6 protein-coding genes are annotated in these 24671 nt (G+C 58.7%); 4 read left to right on the forward strand and 2 right to left on the reverse strand.

Annotation, left to right across the window (positions count from 1 at the left end; all coding sequences use genetic code 11):
• Positions 1 to 12: 12 nt before the first annotated feature.
• Positions 13 to 10641 (forward strand): non-ribosomal peptide synthetase, encoded by a 10629-nt coding sequence (locus tag BCM02_RS02120; protein ID WP_148927391.1) that lies wholly within the window; start codon positions 13 to 15, stop codon positions 10639 to 10641.
• A gap of 214 nt (positions 10642 to 10855) precedes the next feature.
• Here BCM02_RS02120 and BCM02_RS02125 read toward each other — a convergent pair whose 3' ends face one another.
• Positions 10856 to 11770 (reverse strand): GGDEF domain-containing protein, encoded by a 915-nt coding sequence (locus BCM02_RS02125; protein WP_148927392.1) that lies wholly within the window; start codon positions 11768 to 11770, stop codon positions 10856 to 10858.
• Positions 11771 to 11800: 30 nt separating this feature from the next.
• Positions 11801 to 12682, reverse strand: coding sequence for a hypothetical protein (locus BCM02_RS02130; RefSeq protein ID WP_148927393.1), 882 nt, complete (start codon positions 12680 to 12682; stop codon positions 11801 to 11803).
• 355 nt (positions 12683 to 13037) lie between these two features.
• Between BCM02_RS02130 and hepB (BCM02_RS02135) the strand changes: the two genes are divergently transcribed.
• The 3 genes from hepB (BCM02_RS02135) to BCM02_RS02145 all read left to right on the forward strand — a co-directional run bounded on the left by hepB (BCM02_RS02135) (position 13038) and on the right by BCM02_RS02145 (position 24464).
• Positions 13038 to 18173 carry a heparin/heparin-sulfate lyase HepB gene (hepB, locus tag BCM02_RS02135; RefSeq protein ID WP_187433970.1) on the forward strand — a complete coding sequence of 1712 codons (5136 nt, stop codon included), beginning with the start codon at positions 13038 to 13040 and terminating at the stop codon, positions 18171 to 18173.
• A gap of 241 nt (positions 18174 to 18414) precedes the next feature.
• Positions 18415 to 23175: a heparin/heparin-sulfate lyase HepB gene (hepB, locus tag BCM02_RS02140; protein WP_148927395.1), complete on the forward strand. Its 4761-nt coding sequence runs from the start codon at positions 18415 to 18417 to the stop codon at positions 23173 to 23175.
• 263 nt (positions 23176 to 23438) lie between these two features.
• The gene (locus BCM02_RS02145) at positions 23439 to 24464 is read left to right on the forward strand and encodes a M14 family zinc carboxypeptidase (RefSeq protein WP_246183209.1); all 1026 of its coding nucleotides are present in this window, start codon (positions 23439 to 23441) and stop codon (positions 24462 to 24464) included.
• Positions 24465 to 24671 lie beyond the last annotated feature (207 nt).

A 24671-nucleotide genomic window follows, 5' to 3' on the forward strand; every position in this document is an offset into this window, starting at 1 on the left:
GGAGGGTTCCGATTGCAGCAAACAGCGTGGTGGGAAGAGGATGATGTGCCGTTCGAGCCGGAGGAGGCGTCCGTAAATGCGGAGCCTTCGGGCGTAATGGAGGAAGACTCCGGCCGCGACATCGCCATTATCGGGATGGCGGCCCATCTGCCTGGCGCGGAGGATGTCCGACAATTCTGGGAGCGGCTGATGTCCGCTTACGACGCCGTCGGGCCGTTCCCCGATTCGCGCCGGGGCGATGCAGCGTCGATGCTCGCCGGCACGAAGCTGCCCAAGGGCAAAGTATCGTACTACGATGGGGCTTATTTGGACGAAATCGATCGGTTCGATCACCGTTTCTTCCGGATCTCGCCCAAAGAAGCGGCGCTCATGAGCCCGAATCAACGCCTGTGGCTGGAGACGGCCTGGAGCGCGATCGAGGATGCGGGGTACGGCGGTCGGAGACTGCAAGGCAGCCGAACCGGCGTCTATGTCGGCTATAACGGAGATGCGTTCCACGATTACAAGCGGTTGATCGCCGAGCGGGATCCGGCTGCGCTGTCGACGGCGATTCCCGGCAACCTGTCGTCGATCGTGGCGGGAAGACTGTCCTACTTGCTCGATCTTAAAGGGCCGGCCATGACGGTCGATACCGCCTGCTCATCTTCGCTGCTCGCGCTCCATCTTGCGTTGCAGGCGCTGCGCGGCGGAGAGTGCGAGATGGCGTTGGTCGGCGGCGTCAAAACGTACTTGCTTCCGGTCGATATGGGTATTCGGATCGGTATTGAATCAATCGATTTCCGCGCGCGGACGTTCGACGAGTCGTCGGACGGCACCGGCGGCGGGGAAGGCGCGGGAGCGGTGCTGCTCAAGCCGCTCGGACGGGCGCTGCGAGATCGGGATGCGATCTACGCGGTTATCAAAGGCAGCGCGGCGAACCAGGACGGCGCCTCGGTCGGCATTACGGCGCCGAACGTGCTCGCGCAAGAGGAAGTCATCGCGCGGGCTTGGCAAGACGCGGCCATCGACCCCGAGACGGTCGGGTATATCGAAGCGCACGGCACCGGCACGCGGCTGGGCGACCCGATCGAAATTGCCGGCATGACGCAAGCTTTCCGCCGGTACACGGATCGCAGGCAGTTCTGCGCGGTCGGCTCCGTCAAGACGAATTTCGGCCATCTGGATACGGCGGCGGGAATTATCGGTCTCATCAAAACCGCATTGTCGCTTCATCGCGGCACGCTTCCTCCGATGCTGCATTTTCGCGAACCGAATCAAGCGATTCCGTTCGCCGATTCGCCGGTGTACGTCAACGACTTGCCGCGCGAATGGCATCGGCAGGACGGTCAGCCGCGCCGGGCGGGAATCAGCTCGTTCGGGATGAGCGGGACGAACGTGCATGCGGTACTGGAAGAAGCGCCGGCAGCCGAGCATTCGCTAGTAGAGGAGCCGGAAGGCGCGGGTGGAGACTCGCTTCGGGTGCTGACGCTGTCAGCGAAGAGCGAGGCGGCTTTACGGCGTCTGGCGGAACGCTATGTTCGCTTGTTAGAGGAAGAAGATCCGGGTCGTATTCGGCTGCGCGACTTGTGCTACACCGCGAATACGGGCAGAGGGCATTATGACTATCGCGCCGCGATCGCCGCCGATTCCATAGGCGAACTGGCGGATAAGCTCCGCTCGCTTGCCGAGGCGCTAGCCGCCGCGCAGGCGTCCGGCGAAGGCGAGTTCGCATGCAGAAGCATGGCGCCCGGCGTATGGATCGGACGGCCGGATGGCGCGGAAGCGGCGGCTTATACGGAGGAAGACATGATGGCGCTTACGTCCGAGCAGCTCTGCCGGGCTTATGCGTCTGGCGTAAGCTGGGATTGGGAGCCGTTGTACCGGGAATCGGATTGCCGACGCGTCCATCTTCCGGCGTATCCGTTCGAACGGACGCGCTGCTGGGTGGAGGAGTCGGCAGGGGATGGCGACTACCTCTTGCCGCTGGATTGGGCGGACGCCGATTATGCATCTGACCATTCGGCCCCCTCCGCAGCGGGCGAACCGGAGCGGGCTCCCGTACGTTTGACCGGCCGTTCTTCCGTCAATTACTCGGCTACCGAACGCCTTGTCGCCGACGCATGGGCACGCGTGCTGGGCTTTGCCGAGATCGGCGTTCGCGACCATTATTACGAGCTGGGCGGAGACTCGATCCTGGCGCTGCAAATCGCCGAGCGGTTATCCGGTCGGCTAGGCCGTCAAATTCAGGTCGCCGAACTGCTTGGCTATCCGACGATCGAAACGCTGTCCGCACATCTTGATGAAAGCAATCGGTTGGCTTCGGCCGCGTCGAGCGCGGCTATAAACGACGCTGAAGCGGAGGAGACGACAGCTGAGTCGAATGCGGGCAGCGCGTCGGAAAGCGCGAGCGTGGCTGCCGGAATCGAGCATCCGTTATCGCGATCTCAACTGCGCCTATTTCTGGCGAGCCAGCAATCGGATGCCGATCTTCGCTTTCATATGCCGCTCGCTTATGTCATTGACGGCCCGATGGACGCGGAGCGGCTGCGCGCCGCCTTTATCCGCTTAGCTACTCGGCATGAGAGCTTGCGCACCACGTTCGGATGGTCGGACGAAGGCGAGCCGGTGCAGTTGGTGCATCCGCATCCGGTCGTGGATGTGGAGCAGACTCAGTCGGCAGCCGAAGCCGATTGGGCCGACTGCGCGGCGGCTTTCATCCGGCCGTTCGACGTGTCCCGGCTCCCGCTGTTCCGCGTTGGCATTGCGACGGCGTCTCCGGAACGGCATCTGATGCTGCTGGATACGCATCATCTTATCGCGGACGGCGCTTCACTTGCCTTGCTTCTGCAAGAGTTGACCGTCTTGTATAGCGGCCGTGCGCTTCCTTCTGCAGCGGCGGATTACCGGGACTATGTCAACTGGCAGCGGGAACAAGCGGATTCTTCCTCCATGCTGAGACAGCGCGCCTATTGGCTGGAGGAAGCGCTCGCGGGTACGCTTCCGCAGCTTCGGCTGCCGCTCGATCGCCCGCGTCCGAAGACGAGAACGGGGCAAGGAAAGACGTATCGTTTTACGATGGAGGCGGAAACGGCGGAGTCGCTGCGCGAATTGGCCAAACGGCGGCAGGCATCGCTGCATACGGTGCTGTTCTCGCTCTATGCGCTATTGCTGAACCGGTATACCGGGCAGGACGATCTGATCATAGGCTCGCTCGTCAACGGAAGGGAGCAGGCGGAATTCCGGCGTACGATCGGCTTGTTTATTAACTTCCTACCGGTGCGCATCCGCGCGCGCGAAGAGATGACGTTGGCCGAGCTTATGGAAGAAGTCGGGAGGAAAACGGCCGAAGCTTATGCCCATGGCGAATTCCCGTACGACGAAATGGCGGCGGCTGTGGACGCGGGAGCGAATCGGTCGCGCAATCCGTTGTACGACGCGATGCTCGTGTATCACAATCATGCAGCCGGTAGCGAGCGGTTCGAGGCCGGAGGGCTGACGTTCTCCGAATATCCGCTTGAACGGCATTCGTCCGCCTTGGATGTCAAGCTGGATCTGTTCCCCGGCGCCGACGGTACGCTGCGCGGCGTAATCGAATACGACTCGACATTGTTCAGGGAGGAGACCGTTGCACGGATGGCGGGGCATTATTGCCACCTAGCTTCGCTCGCGCCGACAGCGGCCGATACGCCGCTGAACCGCATCGAGCTGTTCGAATCGGAGGAAGCGGCCGAGCTGGAGAGCAGGCGGCAGTTCAACGACGAGACGGCTGCCGATCCGATGCGCCGACTGGCCGTTCGCGTGGCGTCGACGTTCACGGCGGAGCCGATTGCCAAGCCGCTGCAGCATTGGCTCTCCTCGTTTGGTTATGCGCCGGAGGTGACGTTCGCGCCGTATAACCAGATTTTCCAGCAGCTGCTGGCAGATGCGAATACGGAGCAGCGGCCAGCCGGCGGCGCGACCGTCGTGCTTGTTCGCCCGGAAGACTGGCTCGCGGCCGGAATTGAGCCGGAGGAGGGACTGACGCTTCTGGAAGACGATTTCGAGCGGTTGTTTACGCTGCTTGGCAATCGGTTGGACCAAGGGCCGCAGCTCGTGGCTATCATGCCTTTCGATCGGAACGGCCCGCTGCGCGGCATGGAGCAGGAGGCGGCTCAAGCGTGGTACGGCCGGGTGCTAACGCTCGCGGCGGCCTCGCCCGACGTTCGCCTGTTGGATATGGCGAATTCGGCCGTCCGCTACCGGGTGCGCGACATCGAAGACCCGGTGGCGTTCGAGGAGGGAAGGATTCCGTATACGGATTCGTACTTTGCCGCGATCGGAACGGAGGTTGCCCGCGCGCTGGTCGGGTGGCATGGCCATCCGTTCAAGGTCATCGTCGTCGACGCCGACCATACGTTATGGCGCGGCGTGATCGGGGAGGACGGCGCGTCGGGACTCGCGGTATCCCCGCCGTTCGCCGCCTTCCAGCGGCTTCTGCTGCGGAAGCGGAGCGAGGGACATTTGCTGGCGCTGTGCAGCAAGAACAACGAAGCTGATTTGTGGGAGGCTTTCGATCAGCATCCGGATATGGTGCTTCGCAAAGAACATTTTGCGGCGTGGCGGGTCAACTGGCAGCCAAAATCGGCTAACATTCGCGAGCTGGCGGAGGAGCTGAACCTGGGTCTAGACAGCTTCCTGTTCGTCGACGACAACGCGGCGGAATGTCTGGCTATGATGTCCGCATGCCCGGAGGTGCTGACGCTTAAGCTGCCGGAAGAGCGCGAAATCCCGGCGTTCCTGGAGCATGTGTGGGCGTGGGACCGACTGCGCGTCACGGAGGAAGACCGGATGCGGGCGACAGGTTACGATGCCGAGCGTAAGCGCCGGTCGGCGGCGAACGCCGGCGAGACGTTGGAGAAGTACTTGCAAAGTCTGGAGCTGAAAGTCGGCATGCGTCCGATTGAAACGGAAGAGATGGAGCGGGCGGCGCAGCTGACGGCGCGAACGAACCAGTTCAATCTGAACGGCATCCGGCGAACGGAAGCGGATATTCGCGGCTACTTGCAGACAGACAGTTCGCGCGTATGGATGGTCGAGGCGGCTGACCGTTATGGCGAGTATGGACGGATCGGCTTAGTGGCTGCGGATATACAAGGGGAAGCGCTCGTGCTGCGCCAGTTTCTGCTCAGCTGCCGCGTATTGGGACGCGGGGTGGAGCAAGCGGTATCCGCAGGGCTGAAGCGGATCGCGATTGAGAACGGGTGTACCGAACTTCGCGCCGCATTCAGGCCAACCGCCAAAAATATACCGTTCGAGCGGTTTCTAACGGAAGCAGGATGGAAGTCATTCGGAGCACCGATGAACGGTGAGGATGCTATCGAAAACTTGAGTTCGGCGGACGGATTTGCCGCGTCATGCTATATTTTGCTGTCCGATGTACCTGACGTGCCGGCGCATATCGAGTTCTCCGAAGGCGTGCGGCTTGGCGCGGACGAGGCATATAGCGAAACGGCGGCTGCGAACGGCGGTCAGCGGCAGGGAACGGCGCTTGCAGCGGCGAAGCGTTCGGCTGCGCCCGAATCTACGTTAGACGAAGCTGTTCGCGCAGCTATCAATGCGGATGAGGATAACCCGTTCAGCGAACAGCCTTACGATTGGGTCGTGCCGTACGAGTATGAGGCGCTGCTGCTGCATCGAGCGTACGCGCTGCCGCTGCGCTACGCCGATGCTGCCGCTATCGCGTCCATTCCTAGTTTGGAGGCTTCGAATGCCGGCGGTCACGCGAAGCTTCCTTACGAGCCTCCCGTCAACGAAACGGAAGCCGGACTCGCCGAACTGTGGGCGAAGCTGCTGAACGGCGGACCGTATAGCCGCAATGACCATTTCTTCGATTGCGGAGGCAATTCATTGCAGGCCGCATCGCTCGTCTCGCGCGTCGTCCGGACATTCGGCGTTCGGCTGTCCATGATGGATCTATTCGAGCATGCGCGGTTGAAGCAGATGGCCGAGCTGGTGGCGAATTCGCGCGAGACGTCGGCAAGCTCCGGCGAGGCCGCTAAGATCCGGACAGCTCCCGAAGCCGAGTCGTACGTCGTATCGTCGGCCCAGCGGCGGATGTACTTCTTGCAGCAATTCGATCCGGCCAGCACGGCGTATAACATACCGACCGTGCTGCGTCTTGACGGGGCGCTCGATCGGAGCCGGCTGCGCATGGCGTTCAGGCAGTTAGCGGAACGCCACGAGGCGCTCCGGACTTGTTTTGCCATGCGGAACGGCGAGCCGCATCAACTTATTTATTCGGAGGCCGTTGTCGATATCGAGGAACGGGAGACGTCCGGCGATGAGCCGTTACGAGAAGCGATTCGCGCTTTCGTACGGCCGTTCGACCTGGACCGCGGGCCGTTGTTCCGCGCAGGGCTGTTCTCGGCGTCGGATCGCGAGCAGACGCTCGTGTTCGACATTCATCATATCGTGGCGGACGGCGTGTCGGTTAATGTGCTGTTGGACGATTTCATGGCGCTATATGCGGGACGGGAACTGCCGCCTCTGAAGCTGCACTACAAGGATTATGCGGCTTGGCAGCGGGAGGTGCAGGGGTCCGGCGGCTATGAGGAGGCGCTCGACGGCTGGCTGCGGCGATTCGAAGGATCCATCCCGAAGTTGGAGCTGCCTGTCGACCGTACGCGGCCCGCTGTCAGAAGCCAGCAAGGGGCCCAGCTTGTCATCAAGCTGGGCAAGGAACAGGCACACGCAATCGCGCGGTTGGCGCAGCAGGCCGGCGCAACCCCGTTCATGGTGCTGCTTGCGGCATACGCCGCTTGGCTCATGCGATTGTCCCGTCAGACCGAGCTTGTGATCGGAACGCCGGTCGCGGGCCGGTCGCTTCCCGAGACGGAGCGGATGGTCGGCGTGTTCGTCAATCCGCTGCCGATGCGGTTAACGGTCGAACCTGGGCAGACGTTCGGACAGCTGCTCGCGTCGGTGAAGGAAGAGGTGCTCCAGGCGCTCGACCGGCAGGATGCGCCGTTCGAGGAGCTGGTGGACCGGCTAGGAATGGCTCGGGATACGAGCCGCAGCCCGTTGTACGACGCGATGTTCTCGATGCTGAACATGGCGCACGGCGATTTGTCGGCGGCAGCGATGCGCGTCGAACCGGTTCCTTTCGATTTCGGCGTGTCCCAGTTCGACATTGGCTTATCGGCGATCGAGGAAGAGGATGGGCTGACGTTGACGGTTCAGTATGCTACCGGCATTTTCCTTACGGAAACGATGCGGCATTGGGCGGACGCATTCCTGACGATTATGAACGGCGTCGTTCGCGACCCGGGCGCGAAGCTGGCGGATATCGACCTGATGACCGATGAGGAGCGCGAGGTCGTCGTCGAGAAGTTCAACGCCACGCAAGCGCCATTCCCGGATGAGCTGACGGTGCCGGATATATACCGCGTTCAAGCGGAGCGAACGCCGGATCGGATCGCGGCGGTATTCGACGACGGCGAGTCGCTGACCTATCGAGAACTGGATGCAAGAGCGAAGCAAGTCGCGCTGGCGCTGCTGGAAGGCGGCTTGTCGCCTGAGGAGCCTGTCGGCTTGATGGCCGAGCGCTCGTCGGCGATGCTCGCCGGAATGCTCGGCATCCTAATGGCGGGCGGGGCTTACGTGCCGCTGCCGCCGTCGTTCCCCGCGGATCGGCTGCGTTACATGGCGGAAGATTACGGTCTGTGCGTCGTCTGCGCGCAGCGGGAATGGCTGCCTCTGGCGGAGCAAGCGGCACCGGACGCGCAGCGAATCGATCTTGATGATGCGCGTCTGCGGGAAGCCGCGAGCTTGACGCCATCGTCCGTGGAAGCTGGTTTAGCGAAACCGGAAGGACTGGCGTACATCCTCTACACCTCCGGCTCGACGGGACGGCCCAAAGGCGTCATGATTCGCCATCGGTCGGTCGTGAATCGATTGAATTGGATGCAGCGGGCGTATCCGCTCGGAGCGGGAGACGTCATCTTGCAAAAGACGCCATACAGCTTCGACGTCTCGGTCTGGGAGCTGTTCTGGTGGATGCAGGCGGGCGCTAGCGTCGCGTTCCTGCCGCCGGACGCGGAGAAGGATCCCGCGGCAATCGCGGAAGCGATCGCGAAGCACGGCATCACGACGATGCACTTCGTGCCGTCGATGCTGGCGGCGTTCCTTGAAGCGATGCAGCATGAGCCGCCTGCGGAGCTGCGAGAGCGTCTGGGAACGCTGAAGCGCGTGTTCGCGAGCGGGGAGGCGCTCCATCGGTCGCATGTCGATCGCTTCTATGCGCTGTTCCGTTCGCTCGGTCTCACGGACGCCAAACTCATCAACCTATATGGCCCGACGGAAGCGACGGTCGATGTCACCGTGCATGAATGCGAGGCGGAGAGCGAGCTGGACTTCGTGCCGATCGGCCGCCCGATCGACAATACGTCGCTGTATGTCATCGGAGAAGGGGGACTTGCGCAGCCGATCGGCGTGCCGGGCGAGCTGTGCATCGCGGGGGTGCAGGTGGCGGCGGGTTATGTGAACCGCCCGGGTCTGACGGCGGAGAAATTCGTGCCGCATCCTTACGCGCCGGGTGAAGTCATATACCGGACGGGCGATTTGGCGCGTTGGATGACGGACGGTCAGCTGCAATATTTGGGCCGGATCGACGACCAGGTGAAAATCAGAGGCTACCGGATCGAGCTGGGAGAGATCGAACGGACGTTGCTGCTGCACGAAGCGATATCGGAAGCGGTCGTAACGGTGCGGGACGATGGACGCGGCGGGCAGCGATTGGTCGGCTACGCGGTCGCGGATCGTGCGTGCTCCGCGAGCGAGCTGCGCAAGCATTGCGGAGAGCGACTGCCGTCGTACATGATCCCCGAAGCATTCGTGCAGCTTGAAGCGATGCCGCTAACGGCGAGCGGCAAAGCGGACCGGAAGTCGCTGCCGGAGCCGGAGCTCGAACCGTCGCCGGGAACGGCATATGTGGCGCCGCGAACGAAGAAGGAAGCGAAGCTGGCTGTACTGTGGGCAGCGTTGCTCGATCGCGAGCGGGTCGGCGCCGAAGACAACTTCTTCGAGCTCGGCGGCCATTCGCTGAAGGCGGCCGCGCTAACTGCGGCGATCCAGAGCCAATTCGGCATTCGGCTGCCGTTGAAGGCCGTATTCCAGCACCCGACCGTTCGCGAACTCTCCGCCTACATGCAAGCGGGCAGTATGGAGGCCGCGCCCGCGTCGATTCCGCGCGCCGAACCAAAGCCGTATTATCCGGCTACATCGGCGCAGGTCCAGATGCTGCTGGATGATAATCGCTCGCCTGAATCGCTGCTCTACCATATCCCGACTGCGCTCGAGCTAAGGGGCAGGCTCGACACGGACAAGCTGAGCGCGGCGCTTGGCAAGCTGATCGAACGGCATGAGGCGCTTCGTCTCACGTTCGCGCAAGCCGAAGGCGTGATCTCGCAAGTCGTCCATGAGCGAATCGATACGCCTTTAGAAATGATCGCGCCTGCGGACTTTTTCGGCAGCGATACGAGCGAGAACGAAGCCGATGCCGCGCTGCGTTGGCTGAAGCCGTTCGATACCGCCAATGGTCCGTTATTCCGAGTGTGCGTCGTTCCTCGCGGGGAGGACAGGCATTTGCTCCTGTTCGACATTCATCACGCCGTATCGGACGGGACGTCGATCGCGCTGCTGCTGTCGGAGCTGATCAGCCTGTATGAAGATCGCGTACTGCCGCCTGTTCGGGCGCAAATAACCGACTACAGTGAATGGCTTGCTCGCTCATTGACGGCCGAGGAGCGGGAGCGCAAGCGAGCCTATTGGTTGAACCGGTTCGAGGAAGCCGTTCCGGCGCTTGCCTGGCCGACGCCGAAGGGACGCGAGGCGCTGGCCGATCCGTCCACTAGAGCCGAAGTCGGTCGGCATCGCTTTACCCTAACCGGCGAGCGTTACGAAGCATTGATACGCTTGGCGCAAGATGCGGGCGCAACGCTATCCATGGCGTTGTTCGCCGCCTACCAAGCGCTTCTCGGACATTGGTGCGCAACGGGAGATGTCGTCACCGGCGTACCGACGGCCGGGCGTTCGCATCCGGATTTGGCCAGAACGGCCGGCCTGCTGCTTCAGACGTTGGCCATTCGCAACCGTCCGCGTCCGGCGCTCGCTTTCGCCGACTGGTTATCCGAAGTGAAAGAGAGCATGCTTCAGGCGTTCGATCATGCGGGACTGACGACGGAAGAGATGATCGAGCTGCTGGATGATCGGGGACGGATTCGCCCGGACCCGACTCGCCATCCGTTATTCGACACGATGTTCGTGATGCAAAATATGGACATCCCTCCGGCGCGAAGCGGCGATTTGTCATGGGAAACGCTGGATTATCGCTTCACCGGGGCGAAGCTGGATTTGGTGCTGGAAGCGGCGGAACGCGGCGGCGGACTGGATCTTGTCTTCGAGTACCGCAGCCGATTGTTTCCGGAGGAGATGATCGCCCGTATGGCCGAGAACGTCTTGGAGATGCTGGAGCATGCAGCGGCAGAACCGCAGGCAACTCTTGGAGCGCTGACGGGAACTCTTCCGAGCGTAGTTCCGGTCGTTGCGAAGCTCGCGCCCGCTCCGATGGCTGCCAAAGAAGACGTAGATGTGGCAGGGTTGTTTGCGGAGGATTTTTCGTTCTAATCGTAGGAATTGGCTAAAAAGTCGCATCCTTGCGGCTTTTTTTGTTTTGTAACGGTCAACATCGCGCAACGGCGGCCTTTTAGCAGCGACGATTACGAGTTCCGCGGCAAGCGCGCATCCGCGATAAGTCGGATTCCGACAGACGGACAAATGCCTTCTGAAAAAGAAAAAGATTAGGGTGCGTTGAATCCCTTCGGCAGAAGATGGTATTCGTTCACGCGATTACCGTGATGGCACGATTTCTACCTTCTTCTTTCGCCCGATATAGCGCTTGATCAGCTCGCTCTAGAAGAGCCGTCACGGATAAAGATTGATCAGGCGTCATTAATGCAGCCCCTACGCTCACCGTGACCGTATCCAGTATCGGAGAATCTTCGTGGGGGAGTTCCAGCTGCCGAGCGCTGTTCAAAAAACGGTTTGTCGCGGCCAGCAAGCCTTGTTCGTCTAGTCCAGGCAGGAATAGTACAAACTCTTCGCCGCCGAATCGAGCAAGTCGCTCTCCTTTTCGAAGACAGGCCGCTAGGGCGGATGCTACTTGAATGAGACATTTGTCGCCTTGGATATGACCGTAGCGATCGTTGTATCGTTTGAAATAATCGATATCGACCATCATTAAGGCGATGGACTGGTTTCTGCGCGCGAATTCGTTCATTTTCTGCTCGATTCGTTCATTGAAATACCTGCGGTTATAGACACCGGTGAGACTATCGATGTAGACGTCTTGTTTCAACGATGATTCCAACCGCTTATTCTCCGAGATATCGGTGAAAATCGCTGCGTAGTGCTGCACAGCCCCGTTCTCGTCCAGTAAAGCGTAAATATTTTGCCATTCAGCCAAGAGCTCGCCGTTTTTCCGTCGGTTCCATATTTCTCCCTGCCAATAACCCTTCGTATGAACTTCATGCCACAGTTGACGATAGAAGGATTCGTCATGTTGGCCGGAACGAAGGATGCTCGGCGTCTGGCCCGACAACTCATCAAGCGTATAACCCGTGATTGCCGTGAATGCGGCGTTCACATAGATGAATCTTCGATTTTCGTCAGTCAAAATAACCCCGTGACGCATGGTTTCGATCATACGCCTGAAAACGTCGGGTTGAATGCGGTTGCCACCGTTTGTAATCATCATTGTCACCTCAACTATTCATACCCCATTTTATCACCGTGAATTGACCACCGCCTTTAACCGTGTTTCGTCGTTCCATCCGCACGCATCTCTCTTCAGGCTCTTGTAAAAGACGGATGCGATGGCAATTACGGTCGCGCAGCACCCGATATAGATAGCAACGTATAGCGGCAGCGAGATATATACGCGCAGGGTTCCTGTAGATAGCAGCAGCAGCTGGAGACCCGTTAAGAGCACGATCGAACCGTACCGCCACGAAGGCTTCTCGGTCACGATGAGCAGAATGGTCATGAGCAGCGCTTTAGCGAACGCATCGGCCGTGGCGACAAGCACGTCGTCCCGATAAGGATCCGCGAATACGCCCGCATGGAACAAGCGCACGCCTGCCAGCGATAATAGGAACATCATCGTAGCCGCCAAACTAAATGAAAAAGTTAGCAGCGATACGTAGACGACGAGACGAGAGCCCTTCTTCATGTTGTCCACCCAGCGCTTCGCGAGCTCGAAGAAAACCAGTAGGCTGACGAACGTATATCCCTCGTTCCACCAGTGCTGCTCGTACACGTCCAAATATACGAAAATCCGTTCAATAATGGCGAATCCGAGCGCAATCAGGAGGATCCATCTCAAACGGAGACGATAGATCACGACAACGGCTCCCATGATCGGAACGGACAACAAATTCGAAACGACAGCCCCCATCACGCTATCCTGATAGGCTGGAGCGCTAACGAAGTGCGGCCGATATTCATAGCTGTTGAAGAGGACCATGATGACGTATTCAAAAAAGTAAATTTGTCCGGAGAAGATGAGCAGCTGCGGGAATAGCGCCTTCTGGCGGGTATGCCGCCACACGCCAAGCAGAATAATCAGAACGATTCCGCTCAACATCCAATACGGCATCGCGTTTGGCATGCGCGTTTTCCTCCGCTCCTATAAGGATGGTTTACTTCAAAGGTTGCCCATAAAGTTGGGAAAAAATGCCGCGGTTGTTGAGGCACAACGGAAAAGTTAACGACGAACGTAAAAAAGGTTATTCTCCAGGCGGCTGAGCGAGCTGCATGGGGAATAACCTTTACTTCTGGAGATGGCCCGCTCGAATGGTGGTTCAATAAAAGTAAAAAAAGTCCGATATGCATGTCAAATTACCCCCCTATGTTTTGGGAGACGGCAGATAGATAATAGTTGAGAAACCTTGCATGCATCTGTCGGGAAAGGGGGGGAGCATCCTGCTTTAAACGAATCCCAATCGTACAGGAGGGTGTCAAAGTTGAGCAAACGGAGCAAATGGGTCAAAGGCGCGCTGGCGTTTTTTGTGCTCGCGGCATCTATATTTCAGTTTGGAAACGCGCCGGCAGCGCAAGCGGCCGTCGAGATACAGCTCGTCAACTCCGGGTTTGAAAGCGGCGATTTAACGGGGTGGTCGCAATACGTATCGGCAAATCCCGCGTCCGTGTCGGATACTCGCGCTAATAAAGGAAGCAAGAGCCTATTGCTGGACGACACTCGTAATAACGGTTATTTCGGCGCGAACTCCCAACGCCTGCCCGCTTCTCCCGGGCAAGTGTATCGCGCCTCGGCCAACGCGTTCCTGGAGGGCAGCGCCGCCGGGACGCTTATTCTGGTCTATTACGGCCCGAGCGGGACGTTAGACGAAGCCGGGAAGCCCGTAACCGGCGGTTCCGGCAAATGGAACGAGGTCACCGTTACCGGCAAGCCCGCTCCGGCCGGTACCACCCATGTCGGCATACGGCTAATCAGCGGGTTGAGCCAGACCGGAAAAACCTATTTCGACGAAGCAAAGCTGGAGAGGCTGCCGACGTTGTCGGGCAAGGTGAGCCTGCAGGATACCGGCGCGCCTCTACCGGGGGTAAAGCTGAATCTATATGACGCCGAAGATACGAACTTTACCGCTATTCGGACTTCCGTATATGCGGATAAGGACGGTGCGTTCACGCTATCGAACATCCAGCCTGGCGACTATGTCGTCCGCGCGAGCCGGAATGGCTATGTAACGCAGTCGGCCGCCGTACAAGTGGCGGACGGCGCGAGTACGATCGTGAACTTCGCGTTGTCGACAGACGCTGCCTATCCCCGGAGATCGATATCGGGGACGGTGACGGAGCTTGCGAACGGGCAACCGGTCGCAGGGGCTCAGGTCGGTCTCTTCCTTGAAGTCGACCACGAAGCGGCTTCCCAATTGACGGCTAGCGTCACGACCGACGCAGATGGAAACTATTCCTTCCCGGCGGCGGCGCCATCCGATCGCTATTTCGTTAAAGTGACGAAGTCAGGCTATGTAACGACGCGCGAACCGGTGTACGTGTACGACGATGAGGCGACGGACGCCAATGTGCAGCTCCCGACCGCGCCTGCCGTCTACGACGCGGCAACCGTACCGAAGCCTCCAGCAGGTCATCCGCGTCTGTTCGTTCGCGGCGAGGACGTTCGAATGATCCGGGAGAAGCGTTCCTTGCCATTCTTCCAGCCGCTCTTCGAGCAGCTCGACAAGCAGCGGGATTCTTCGGGCTACTCGGCGCGCAGCTCGATGGTGGTGACGGAGAACCAATCCCAGACCTTCACCTTCCCCGCCGTCGAGCCAGCGCGCTACATCCGACTCGTCGGACTCGGCAACACCGGCTCGAACGCCTTGTCGATCCGGGAAGTCAACGTCTACAAGAACGGCCCGAGCGGTGTCCGCGAGCCGGTTACGTCGGCCGTCACGGCAACCAGCAGCGGTCATTGCGACGGATATCCGCCAGGGTATGCCGTCGACAAGGACGTGAATACGTATTACTGCAATTTGGCCATCGGCGGGACCCTTACGCTCGACCTAGGCTCCGTGATGGACGTCCATTCGCTTGACATGATCTTCTACTTGGATACGACTCGCGTTTATTTATTCGATATTCAGGCGTCTCAGGATAACAAGACTTGGAAATCCGTCGACCTTGGCATGGGTTCGTCGGATCTAGGGAAATTGCCGACCGTTCCGGCCGGAAGCAGCAACGTCATCGGCTCCGTGCTGCTCCAGGCGAATGCGAACGCTTTCGCCTACCTGCTCGATCCGGAGCAATCTCGTGATAAGGGCGAGAAGGCTATCGCGATGGCGCTTAATATCGCGAGCTCGGCTCAATATCCCGCAACGAACAACAACGCGCAAACCGGCTCCTTGCTGGAGACGATGGCGTTGATCTACGATTGGTGCCACAAGCTATTGACGGAAGATCAACAGAAGCAGTTCAAAGATGCCATTCTTCGATTCGCATACGACATGGAGATGCGATACTACCCGTCGGGCACGCGTCTATTCGGCGACGAATCGCTCGGAACCGGCCATGGCGCGGAAGGGCAATTGTTCCGGTACTTGCTGGGCGCGGCCATCGCCGTCTATGACGAGTACCCGGACATCTATAATCGCGTCGCGCCGGTCATCTTCAACACGGTCGTACCGGTGCGCGACTACTTCTACGGTTCGGATTCGCACCATCAAGGCGAGTCTTATACGGGGGCACGATACAACAACGAACTTTGGATGTCGATGCTATATACGAAGATGGGCTTGAATAATCCGTTCAACGCGAATCAAAGCGGCGTGCTGCTCAAGTCGATCTATTCGCGCCGGCCCGACGGGCAGCGGCTGCGGGACGGCGACATGTACAATTCCGTCTATAATCCGCTGGATACCGTGTGGTCGGACCAGACGACCTACATGCTGGCTTCCGCGTTATACGACGATCCGTACATCACGAACGACTTCGTCGAAAACTACGTGCCCGGCAAGCTGCCGATCTACGAAATCTTATTCCTGGACGATAATCTCGCTTCGCAGGCCAGTCCGCCGAGCGAGCTGCCGCTTAGTCACTACTTTAACGATCCGGAGGCATCGATGATCGCGCGCACCGGTTGGGACGACGTCTCGGACGTTACCCATCAATCCGCCACGGTCATCGCCGAGATGAAGATCGGCAACCGCCGCTTCGGCAACCACGAGCATCTGGACTTCGGCAGCTTCCAGCTCTATTACAAGGGCGGGCTAGCCATCGATTCCGGTGTGTACGAGGGATCCGGCGGAGCTTACGGCAGCTTGCATGATTATAATTACCATAAACGAACGATCGCGCATAATGCGATGCTCGTCTATGATCCGAACGAGCGGCCCACCGGCAACGACGGCGGGCAGCGCTGGCGCGACACCGGTCCAGGGCGTGCAGGGTTCGACGCGCAGACGCTGCAAGACGTTTTCGGCAGCAATTATAAATTCGGGGAAGTGCAGGGGCACGCCTTCGGTCCCGACCCGATCACGCCGAATTATACGTATATTAAGGGCGACTTATCGCCGGCTTACTCTGCTAAGGTGGAGCAGTATCAACGGTCGATGGTGTTTTTGAACTTGAAGGACAGCGCTAACCCTGCGGCCATGATCGTCTTCGACCGCGTCGTCGCATCGGATCCGAGCTTCAAGAAATATTGGCTCCTGCACAGCATCGAAGAGCCGGTCATCGACCAAGCGACCAAAACGACGACGATTCGGCGAACGGACAGAGGCGATACCGGCAAGCTCGTCAACCAAACCTTGCTGCCGTTGCCCGACAATGCGGATATTGTACCGGTAGGGGGACCTGGCAAAGAGTTCGACGTGTTTGGCACCAACTACCCAAGCACGCCGAAGAACGAGAACTCGTCCGAAGAACAGGGTGCATGGCGTATCCAACTGTCGCCTCGCGCTTCCGAGAAGGAAGATTTGTTCCTGAATGTGCTGCAAGTGATGGATGGCAATGGTCAACCTCTGCCGGTTCAGAAGCTGGACGCCTCTGCCATGGTCGGCGTGCAGTTGGCCGATCGCGCGGTCCTGTTCAGCAAGACGGGCAAGCGCTTGTCCGGAACCGTCACGTTCGAGATCGACGAGGGAACGGATGCAATCGAATATGCCGTAACCGACCTGAAACCGGGCATCTGGAAAATCGAGCATGACGGCGGCGTTCAGTACGGCAGCGTCACCGAAGAAGGCAATGTGCTGACCTTCACCGGTCCTGCCGGAACGACGTATACGCTCACGTCCGACCAACCCGTCGATAACGAAGCGCCCGTCACTTCCGCGTCGCTGACGCCGGAGCAGCCGGCCGGTCCATCGGGCTGGTACGCGCAGCCGGTCGGCATCCGCCTGAGCGCGGTCGACAACGCTTCCGGCATTGGCGGAACGGAATACAGCTTGGACGGCGGCATCCAGTGGCAGCCGTATTCAACTCCGCTGACATTCGATTCAAGCGGCGACTACACCTTGCACTATCGTTCAACGGACCGTGCTGCCAATAGGGAGACGGCCAAGTCCGTCTCGTTCAAAGTAGATGCTTCGGCTCCGGTCGTCGCTATAACCGCTCCCGCGAATCAGACGTATGCCGCTACGGATAGCCTGCAGGTGCAGTTCACCGTCCTAGACGAGAATAACGGCTCTGGCGTCGACTCGTCCAAGACGGCGCTTACGCTCGACGGCGAGCCGCTTCAGCCGACGGACGTGATCCCGCTTCGCACGCTGCCTTTCGGCCCGCATACGGTCACGGTAACCGGGTTCGACCTGGCCGGCAACACATCCAGCCAATCGGTCACGTTTACGATCGCCTCAGGTACATTGACGCCGCTCGCGGACATCATCGCTTCCGCCCAGTCTCTCTATGAAGAAGACTACACGGCGGCATCTTGGTCGGATCTGCGAACGGCATTGACGCAAGCGATAGCGGTGAACGATAACGCCGCCGCAACGCAGGATCAGGTAGACACAGCTGCCGCAAGCTTGCAAGCCGCGCTAGACGCGCTTGTGCCGCGAGCCGCTAAGGTACCTGGAAAAGGGGTGCTGTCCACCAACAGCGGGCATTCGAGCGGCCTGCATGATGGCAACTATACGGTTACGATGAACCTATGGTGGGGCCAGAACGGCACGAGCTACACGCTGTACGAGAACGGCACGGCCATCGATACGAAGCGGCTGTCGGACGGGTCGCCGAACGCGCAGAGCGTGCAAACGACCGTGACGGGCAAGCTGAACGGCACATATGTGTACACGTGCGAGCTGCGGAATGCGCGAGGCGCGACCGCGTGCGATCCCGTGACGGTCGTCGTCAAGGATGCGAATCCCGGCAAGCCGGTGCTTTCACACGATAACTGGGATCAGAACGGGGAGTACGCCGTTACGATGAACCTGTGGTGGGGCACGAACGGCACCGCCTACAAGCTGTACGAGAATGACGTATTGATCGACACGCAGTCCTTAACCGCCAATTCTCCCGGCGCGCTATCGGCAAGCACCGCGATCTCGGGTAAGGCGGCAGGCGCGTATCGATACAAAGCCGAACTGATCAACGCTTCCGGTACGACCGAAAGCGAAGAAATTACGGTTACCGTGAAGTGAATCTTGAAGCCGTCGCGCGAATGTACCGCGTGACGGCTTTCGGGCGTAAGCGCGAGTCGGCTCCGGATATCGCTGGGCAGGCGGGAGTAAAAAAAGTCCGGTATGCATGTCATCGCGCTCCTCTATGATTCCGGATGGGGCAGCAGGATAATATTGGCGAAGCGCGTGCGCTTCATTAATCGGAAAGGAGGTTCGGCTCTGTTCTGCTTCAATCGAATGCCAATCGAAGAGGAGGACAAGAATGAGCAAATCGATCAAATGGTTGTTGGTGCTCCTGCTCCTAGCGGGCTTGTTGCCGCAAGCCAACCTGCCAGCGGCGGAAGCGGCGGTTCCCGTGGCGTTAGCGAATCCCGGATTTGAATCCGGTCTGACGGATTGGTCGCAGTATGGTACCGTCGATATCGCGAAATCTTCTACTATGGCTCACTCGGAAAGCAAAAGCTTGCAGCTCGAAGACAATCTTTCATCCGGAGTTTACGGCAGAAGCTCTAAACGCGTGGCCGCCTCGCCAGGAAATATTTATCGGGCCTCGGTTGCATCGTACTTGGGGCCGGGCGCAGCCGGCGCGCTTATTCTTGCCTTCTACAACAGCATTAATAAAACCATTCATGAAGAACGCAAGGATATCACGGGCGACGCTAACCAATGGAATAACGTGACCGTTACGTACCAAGCGCCCCCCGATACGGTGTATGTCGGCATTCTGCTCGTGAGCGGCGGTTCACAGACCGGCAACGTATATTTCGACGATGCGGCGCTGGAGAAGTCGAACGTCGTCGGCGGTCATGTGACGCTGCAGTCTACGAACGATCCGCTAGGATGGGCCAAACTGAGTCTGTATCGCGCTTCGGACATGAGCTATCTGTCTTCTGCCTACGCGGACAAAGACGGCGCGTTCAAACTTGCGATCCTGCAATCCGGCTCCTATATCGTCCGCGCGAGCCGCAATGGCTACGTTAGCCAATCCGCAACCGTTCAAGTGGTCGAGGGCGAAGATTCGACGGTGAACTTCGCGCTGGCGGAGGACCCCGGCTACCCGGTGCGAGCGATTTCAGGTACGGTAACGGGCCTAACCAACGGTCAGCCGATAGCAGGAGCTACGGTCGGACTATTCCTGGAGGTCGATCATGAGGCGACGGACCAGCTGGCAGCCAACGCGACGACTGATGTCAAGGGAAGCTACTCGTTCCCCGCCGTGGCGCCATCCGATCGCTATTTCGTCAAGGTGGAGAAGCCCGGATACGTGACGACGCGCGAGCCGGTGTACGTGTATGACGAATCGGTGACCGATGCGAATGTACAGCTTCCGATCGCGCCTCCGGCATTCGATGCGGGTAACGTGCCGAAGCCGCCCACAGATCATCCGCGGCTGTTCGTGCAAGGAGTTGACATTCCGACGATCAATGCCAAGCGGTCGTCGGCGTTTTTCGAAAAAAGCTTTGAAACGTTCGACAACCAGCTGGATCATCCAGGCTACACGGCGCGCAGCGAACTGTCGTTATCAGCCAACCAAGTCCGGACCTTTACCTTCCCCGCCGTCGAGCAAGCCCGCTACATCCGTCTCGTCGGACGCGGCAATATTGGCATGACGAACGCGAAACAAAAGGGCATATCCATCTCCGAAATCGACGTTTTCATGAATGGAGCAAGCGGAGTACGCGAACCGATCACATCTACCGTCACGGCGACCAACAGCAGCAACTGCGCCGACACTGCTCCGGGGAATGCCGTCGATAATATTTTGAGTACGTATTCCTGCAATACGGATATTAGAGGGACCATTACGGATCATGTGGGGACCTTTAAGCTCGATCTACAGACCATCAAGAACATCCATTCGCTTGATATCATCTTCTACAAAGACACGGAACGCGTCTATTTGTTCGATATCGAGGTATCCCAGGATAATACGAATTGGAAGCTTATCGACCTCGGCATGGGATCATCCGATATGGGGACGCTGCCTGCCGTTCCGGCTAACAGCGGCAATGTGATCGACTCCGTGCTGAACCAGGCCAATGCGAACGCATTCGCCTACCTGCTCGATCCGGACCAGGCGCATGCAAATGGCGAGAAGGCCGTCGCGATGGCGCTCCATATCGCGAGCTCGGCCCGGTATCCCGCAACGAACAATAACGCTCAGACCGGATCATTGCTGGAGACGATGGCGCTGGTGTACGATTGGTGCCATGGCTTGTTGGACGCAGATCAAAAGGGTCAGCTCTATAACGCCATTATTCAATTCGCCGAGGACATGGAGATGCGATACATTTCGGATCCGCTGAGCCCCAAAGTATTCAACGACGAATCGCTCGGAACGGGCCACGGGGCGGAAGGCCAATTGTTCCGCTACTTGCTCGGCGCGGCCATCGCCGTCTATGACGAGTACCCCGACCTCTACAATCGCGTCGTCCCGATGATTTTCAATAAGGTCATCCCGGTACGCAACTACTTCTACGAATCGGAATCGCACCACCAAGGCGAGTCCTATACGGGAGCCCGCTACAATAACGAGCTGTGGATGACGATGCTGTTCACGAAGATGGGCTTGAACAATCCGTTCAATGCGAACCAAAGCGGCGTGCTGCTCAAGTCGATCTATTCGCGCCGGCCCGACGGTCAGCGGCTGCGGGACGGCGACATGTATAATTCGGTGTATAATCCGCTTAACACCGTATGGAAGGACCAGACCACCTACATGCTGGCTTCCGCGTTATTCGACGATCCCTATATCAACCACGAGTTCTTCGAAACCTACGTACCCGGCAAACAGCCCATTTACGAAATTTTATTCCTGAAGGATAACCTTGCGAAGAAATCGCCGAACGATCTCCCGCTCAGTCACTACTTCAACGATCCGGAGGCGTCCATGATCGCGCGAACCGGATGGGACGATATTAAGGGCATCAACCATAATTCCTCCACGGTCATCGCCGAGATGAAGATCGGCAACCGCCGATTCGGCAATCACGAGCATCTGGATTTCGGCAGCTTCCAGCTCTATTACAAGGGCGGGCTTGCCATCGACTCCGGTCTGTACGAAGGATCCGGGGGAGATTACGGAAGCTCGCACGATGTGAACTACCATAAACGAACGATCGCGCATAATGCGATGCTCGTCTACGATCCGAACGAACGCCAGGAGGGCAACGACGGCGGACAGCGCTGGCGCGATACCGGCCCGAAACGAGCCGGCACCGATGCTCAAACGCTGCAAGACATGTTCGGCGGCAACTACAAGTTCGCGGAAGTGCAGGGACGCGCCGTCGGCCCCGATCCGATCACGCCGAACTACACGTATATCAAAGGGGACTTATCGCCCGCGTACACCGCCAAGGTCGAGCAGCATCAACGGTCGATGATGTTTCTGAATCTGAAGAACGGCACCAATCCGGCAGCCATGATCGTCTTCGACCGTGTCGTCGCGGCGGATCCGAGCTTCGAGAAATATTGGCTCCTGCACAGCATCGAAGCGCCAGTCGTCGATCATTCGACCAATACGACGACGATTCGGCGGACGGATCGAGGCGATACCGGCAAGCTCGTCAACCAAACCTTGCTGCCTGCCAATCTGCCGAACAACGAGGAAATCGTCGCGGTGGGAGGGCCCGGCCATGAGTTCGACGTATTCGGCACGAACTATACGAGCGCGCCTAAATATGCGAACTCGTCCGAAGAACAGGGCGCATGGCGAATCCAAGTGTCGCCCGGCGTGAACCAGAAGGAAGACGTATTCCTGAATGTGCTTCAAGTGATGGACGGTAACGGGGTGCCTCTACAGGCACAGCAGCTGGAAGCCTCCGTCACGGTAGGGACGCAGCCGGCCGCTTCGGGCATGGTAGGCGTGCAGCTAACCAATCGCGCGGTGCTGTTCAGCAAGTCGGGGAAGCGTCTGTCCGGAACCGTGAACGTGACGACCACCGGTAGCATGACGAATATGGAATACGTAGTGGCGGATTTGCAAGCCGGCTCATGGAAAATATCCCGCAACGGCGTTGAGAGCTATGGAACGGTTAGCGAAGAAGGCGGTGTGCTATCTTTCACCGGCGCGCCGGGAACGTATACGCTGACGCGCATGCTGAATGTCCCGACTCCGATAGCCAATCCGGGATTCGAGAGCGGACTGGACGGTTGGACGCAGTATGTCGAAGCGAATGCAGCCGAAGCGTCCATGGTTCAGGCTCAGTCGGGCAACCAAAGCGTGTGGCTCCATGATACGAAGAGCACCGGGGATCCGCACGGCATATATGGCGTGAATTCCCAAATCGTGCCCGCATCGGAAGGAGAAGTGTACCGCGCCTCGGTCAAATCGTATTGGGAGTCCGGAGCAGGCACGCTTGTGCTCGTCTTCTATAAAGGCGTCAACCAGACGCTGGATGAAATTCCGGCGTCCGTTCCGAAAATCGGGGGGCGGTGGAATGACGTGACCGTAACCGGTAAAGCTCCCGCCGGAACGAAATATGTCGGCATACGGCTGATTAGCGGCGATTCGCAGACCGGCAGCGTGTATTTCGACGATGCGTCGCTTGAGCGGGCTACACTTACCAACCCGGGATTCGAGAGCACGGATAGCGATCTCTACGGCTGGACGCAGTATGTCGAAGCGAATGCCGCCGTGAAGTCCGGGGATCAACAGTATTCGGGAAGCAGCAGCATCCTGCTCCACGATACGAAGACGACCGGCGATCCCCACGGCAGATACGGCGTAAGCTCCCGGCGCATCGCTGCATCGCCAGGTGAATATTACCGTGCCTCGGCCAAATCCTATCTGGAGTCGGGTACCTTTGGCGAACTTGTTCTGGTTTTCTACAACAGCGCCAATCAGACCGTCGAGGGCGGGGAAATTCGCAAGTCTGTTTCGACCATTGCCGGTCAGTGGAATGACGTGGTCGTAACCGGTCAAGCTCCTGCTGATACCGCGTACGTCGGCGTCCGGGTATTAACCGGCGATACGCAGACCAGCAAAGTGTATTTCGACGACGTCGTGCTGGAGAAACAATAGCGGCTAGAAGCAAGATCAGACGAATTTTCTCATCTCGCTCTCCCATCATGGAGCGGTTTGCCCGGGCGGCAGCCGCTCCATTCCTAGCAACACCGCCAGGTAACGTCGCCGAGATTAGGTTCTGGTCGATTTTTTAGAACATGGGCGTTTTTTAAGGAAACGAAAAGATCGTGCAGGATATGCAAAATCGTTGATTTTCATCTCGTCCATGCGCGCATAAGATGTAGACAGCCAGATAAGGGAGGTTGACCGCGGTGACGTATATGGATTTTTGGAAAAGCAGGCTGACCGATATCGAGGCGTGTCTGTCCGGCGTCGCGAAGGGTAAGGTTCGGCTGCTGGCCAAATCGGCAGGCGGAAGAGACATTCACGTCGTCGAATACGGGGATAAAGAGGATTTCGGCCGAAAGGCGAACTACGGCTCCGCATGCGGCGCGGGCAATCCGGAGCATTACGCGCGCAAGACGAAAGATTCGAAGCCGGTTCTGCTGCTCGTCGGCGGCATTCACGGCGGCGAGCTGGAAGGGATTGCCGCGATGACGAACTTGATCCGGATCATCGAAACGGGAACGGACTACCGGGGAAGAAGGCACGATTATCTGTACGAGAATGCGCACCGCTTCCGGCTGCTGCTCGTGCCTTGCATGAATCCGGACGGACGGGCGCGGCTGCCGATCGATTCGCTGATCGATGTGCCGTACGACGAGTTCGTGTATTATATGCAGGGCTCGTGGAAGGACGGCACGCTGTGCAAGTGGCCGGACTGCAAGGCGGTGCATCCAATCAAGAAGGCGTCCGGCTTTCTGGGCAGCTACTTTAACGACGACGGCGTCAATATCATGCATGATAATTTCTTCGCGCCGATGGCGCGGGAGACGAGCGCGCTGCTGGAGCTGGCGGACCAAGAAGCCGTCGATTTCTCGATCAATTTGCACGGAGGAGCCGACACCCCGATTCATTTCGTCCAGATCTTCTATCTGCCGAAATACATCATGCAGAAGCAGCAAGCGTTCAACCATCGACTGGGTCAAGCCTATGCCAAGCTCGGACTGCCGTTCTCGGAGGTCGACCAGGTTGTCGACGATCAGGGGAAGTACCCGGTGAAGTCGATCAATCTGTCCTCGGCGATTCATCATGCGTGCGGCGGCATGAGCATGACGTTCGAATCCAATATGGGCATCGACGGGCCGGGCACGAAACTGTCGCCGGACGACATCCTCGATAGTCATATAGCGCTGTTCGAGCAGATGTTTCGATTTTATTTGGAAGACGAGAACGCGCGCGAATAGCGTAAATATGGCATGCAGCAATAGTCCGTTACTTTGACGGACTATTTTAATTCTGCCATACATCTTTACAGAACTTGGACATATTGTTTTAATGGAACTATCATGGGAAAAGGCGGACAAACTATGCGCATGAGTCTTCCGAACCTTTCTTTCAAAGAACGATCCTCCTCTTTATTTCTGCGCCTCCTCGCGGGATTTTTGTGCATT

Origin of the sequence: Paenibacillus methanolicus (genome assembly GCF_008124765.1) — a bacterium.
GTDB lineage: Bacteria > Bacillota > Bacilli > Paenibacillales > Paenibacillaceae > Paenibacillus_Z > Paenibacillus_Z methanolicus.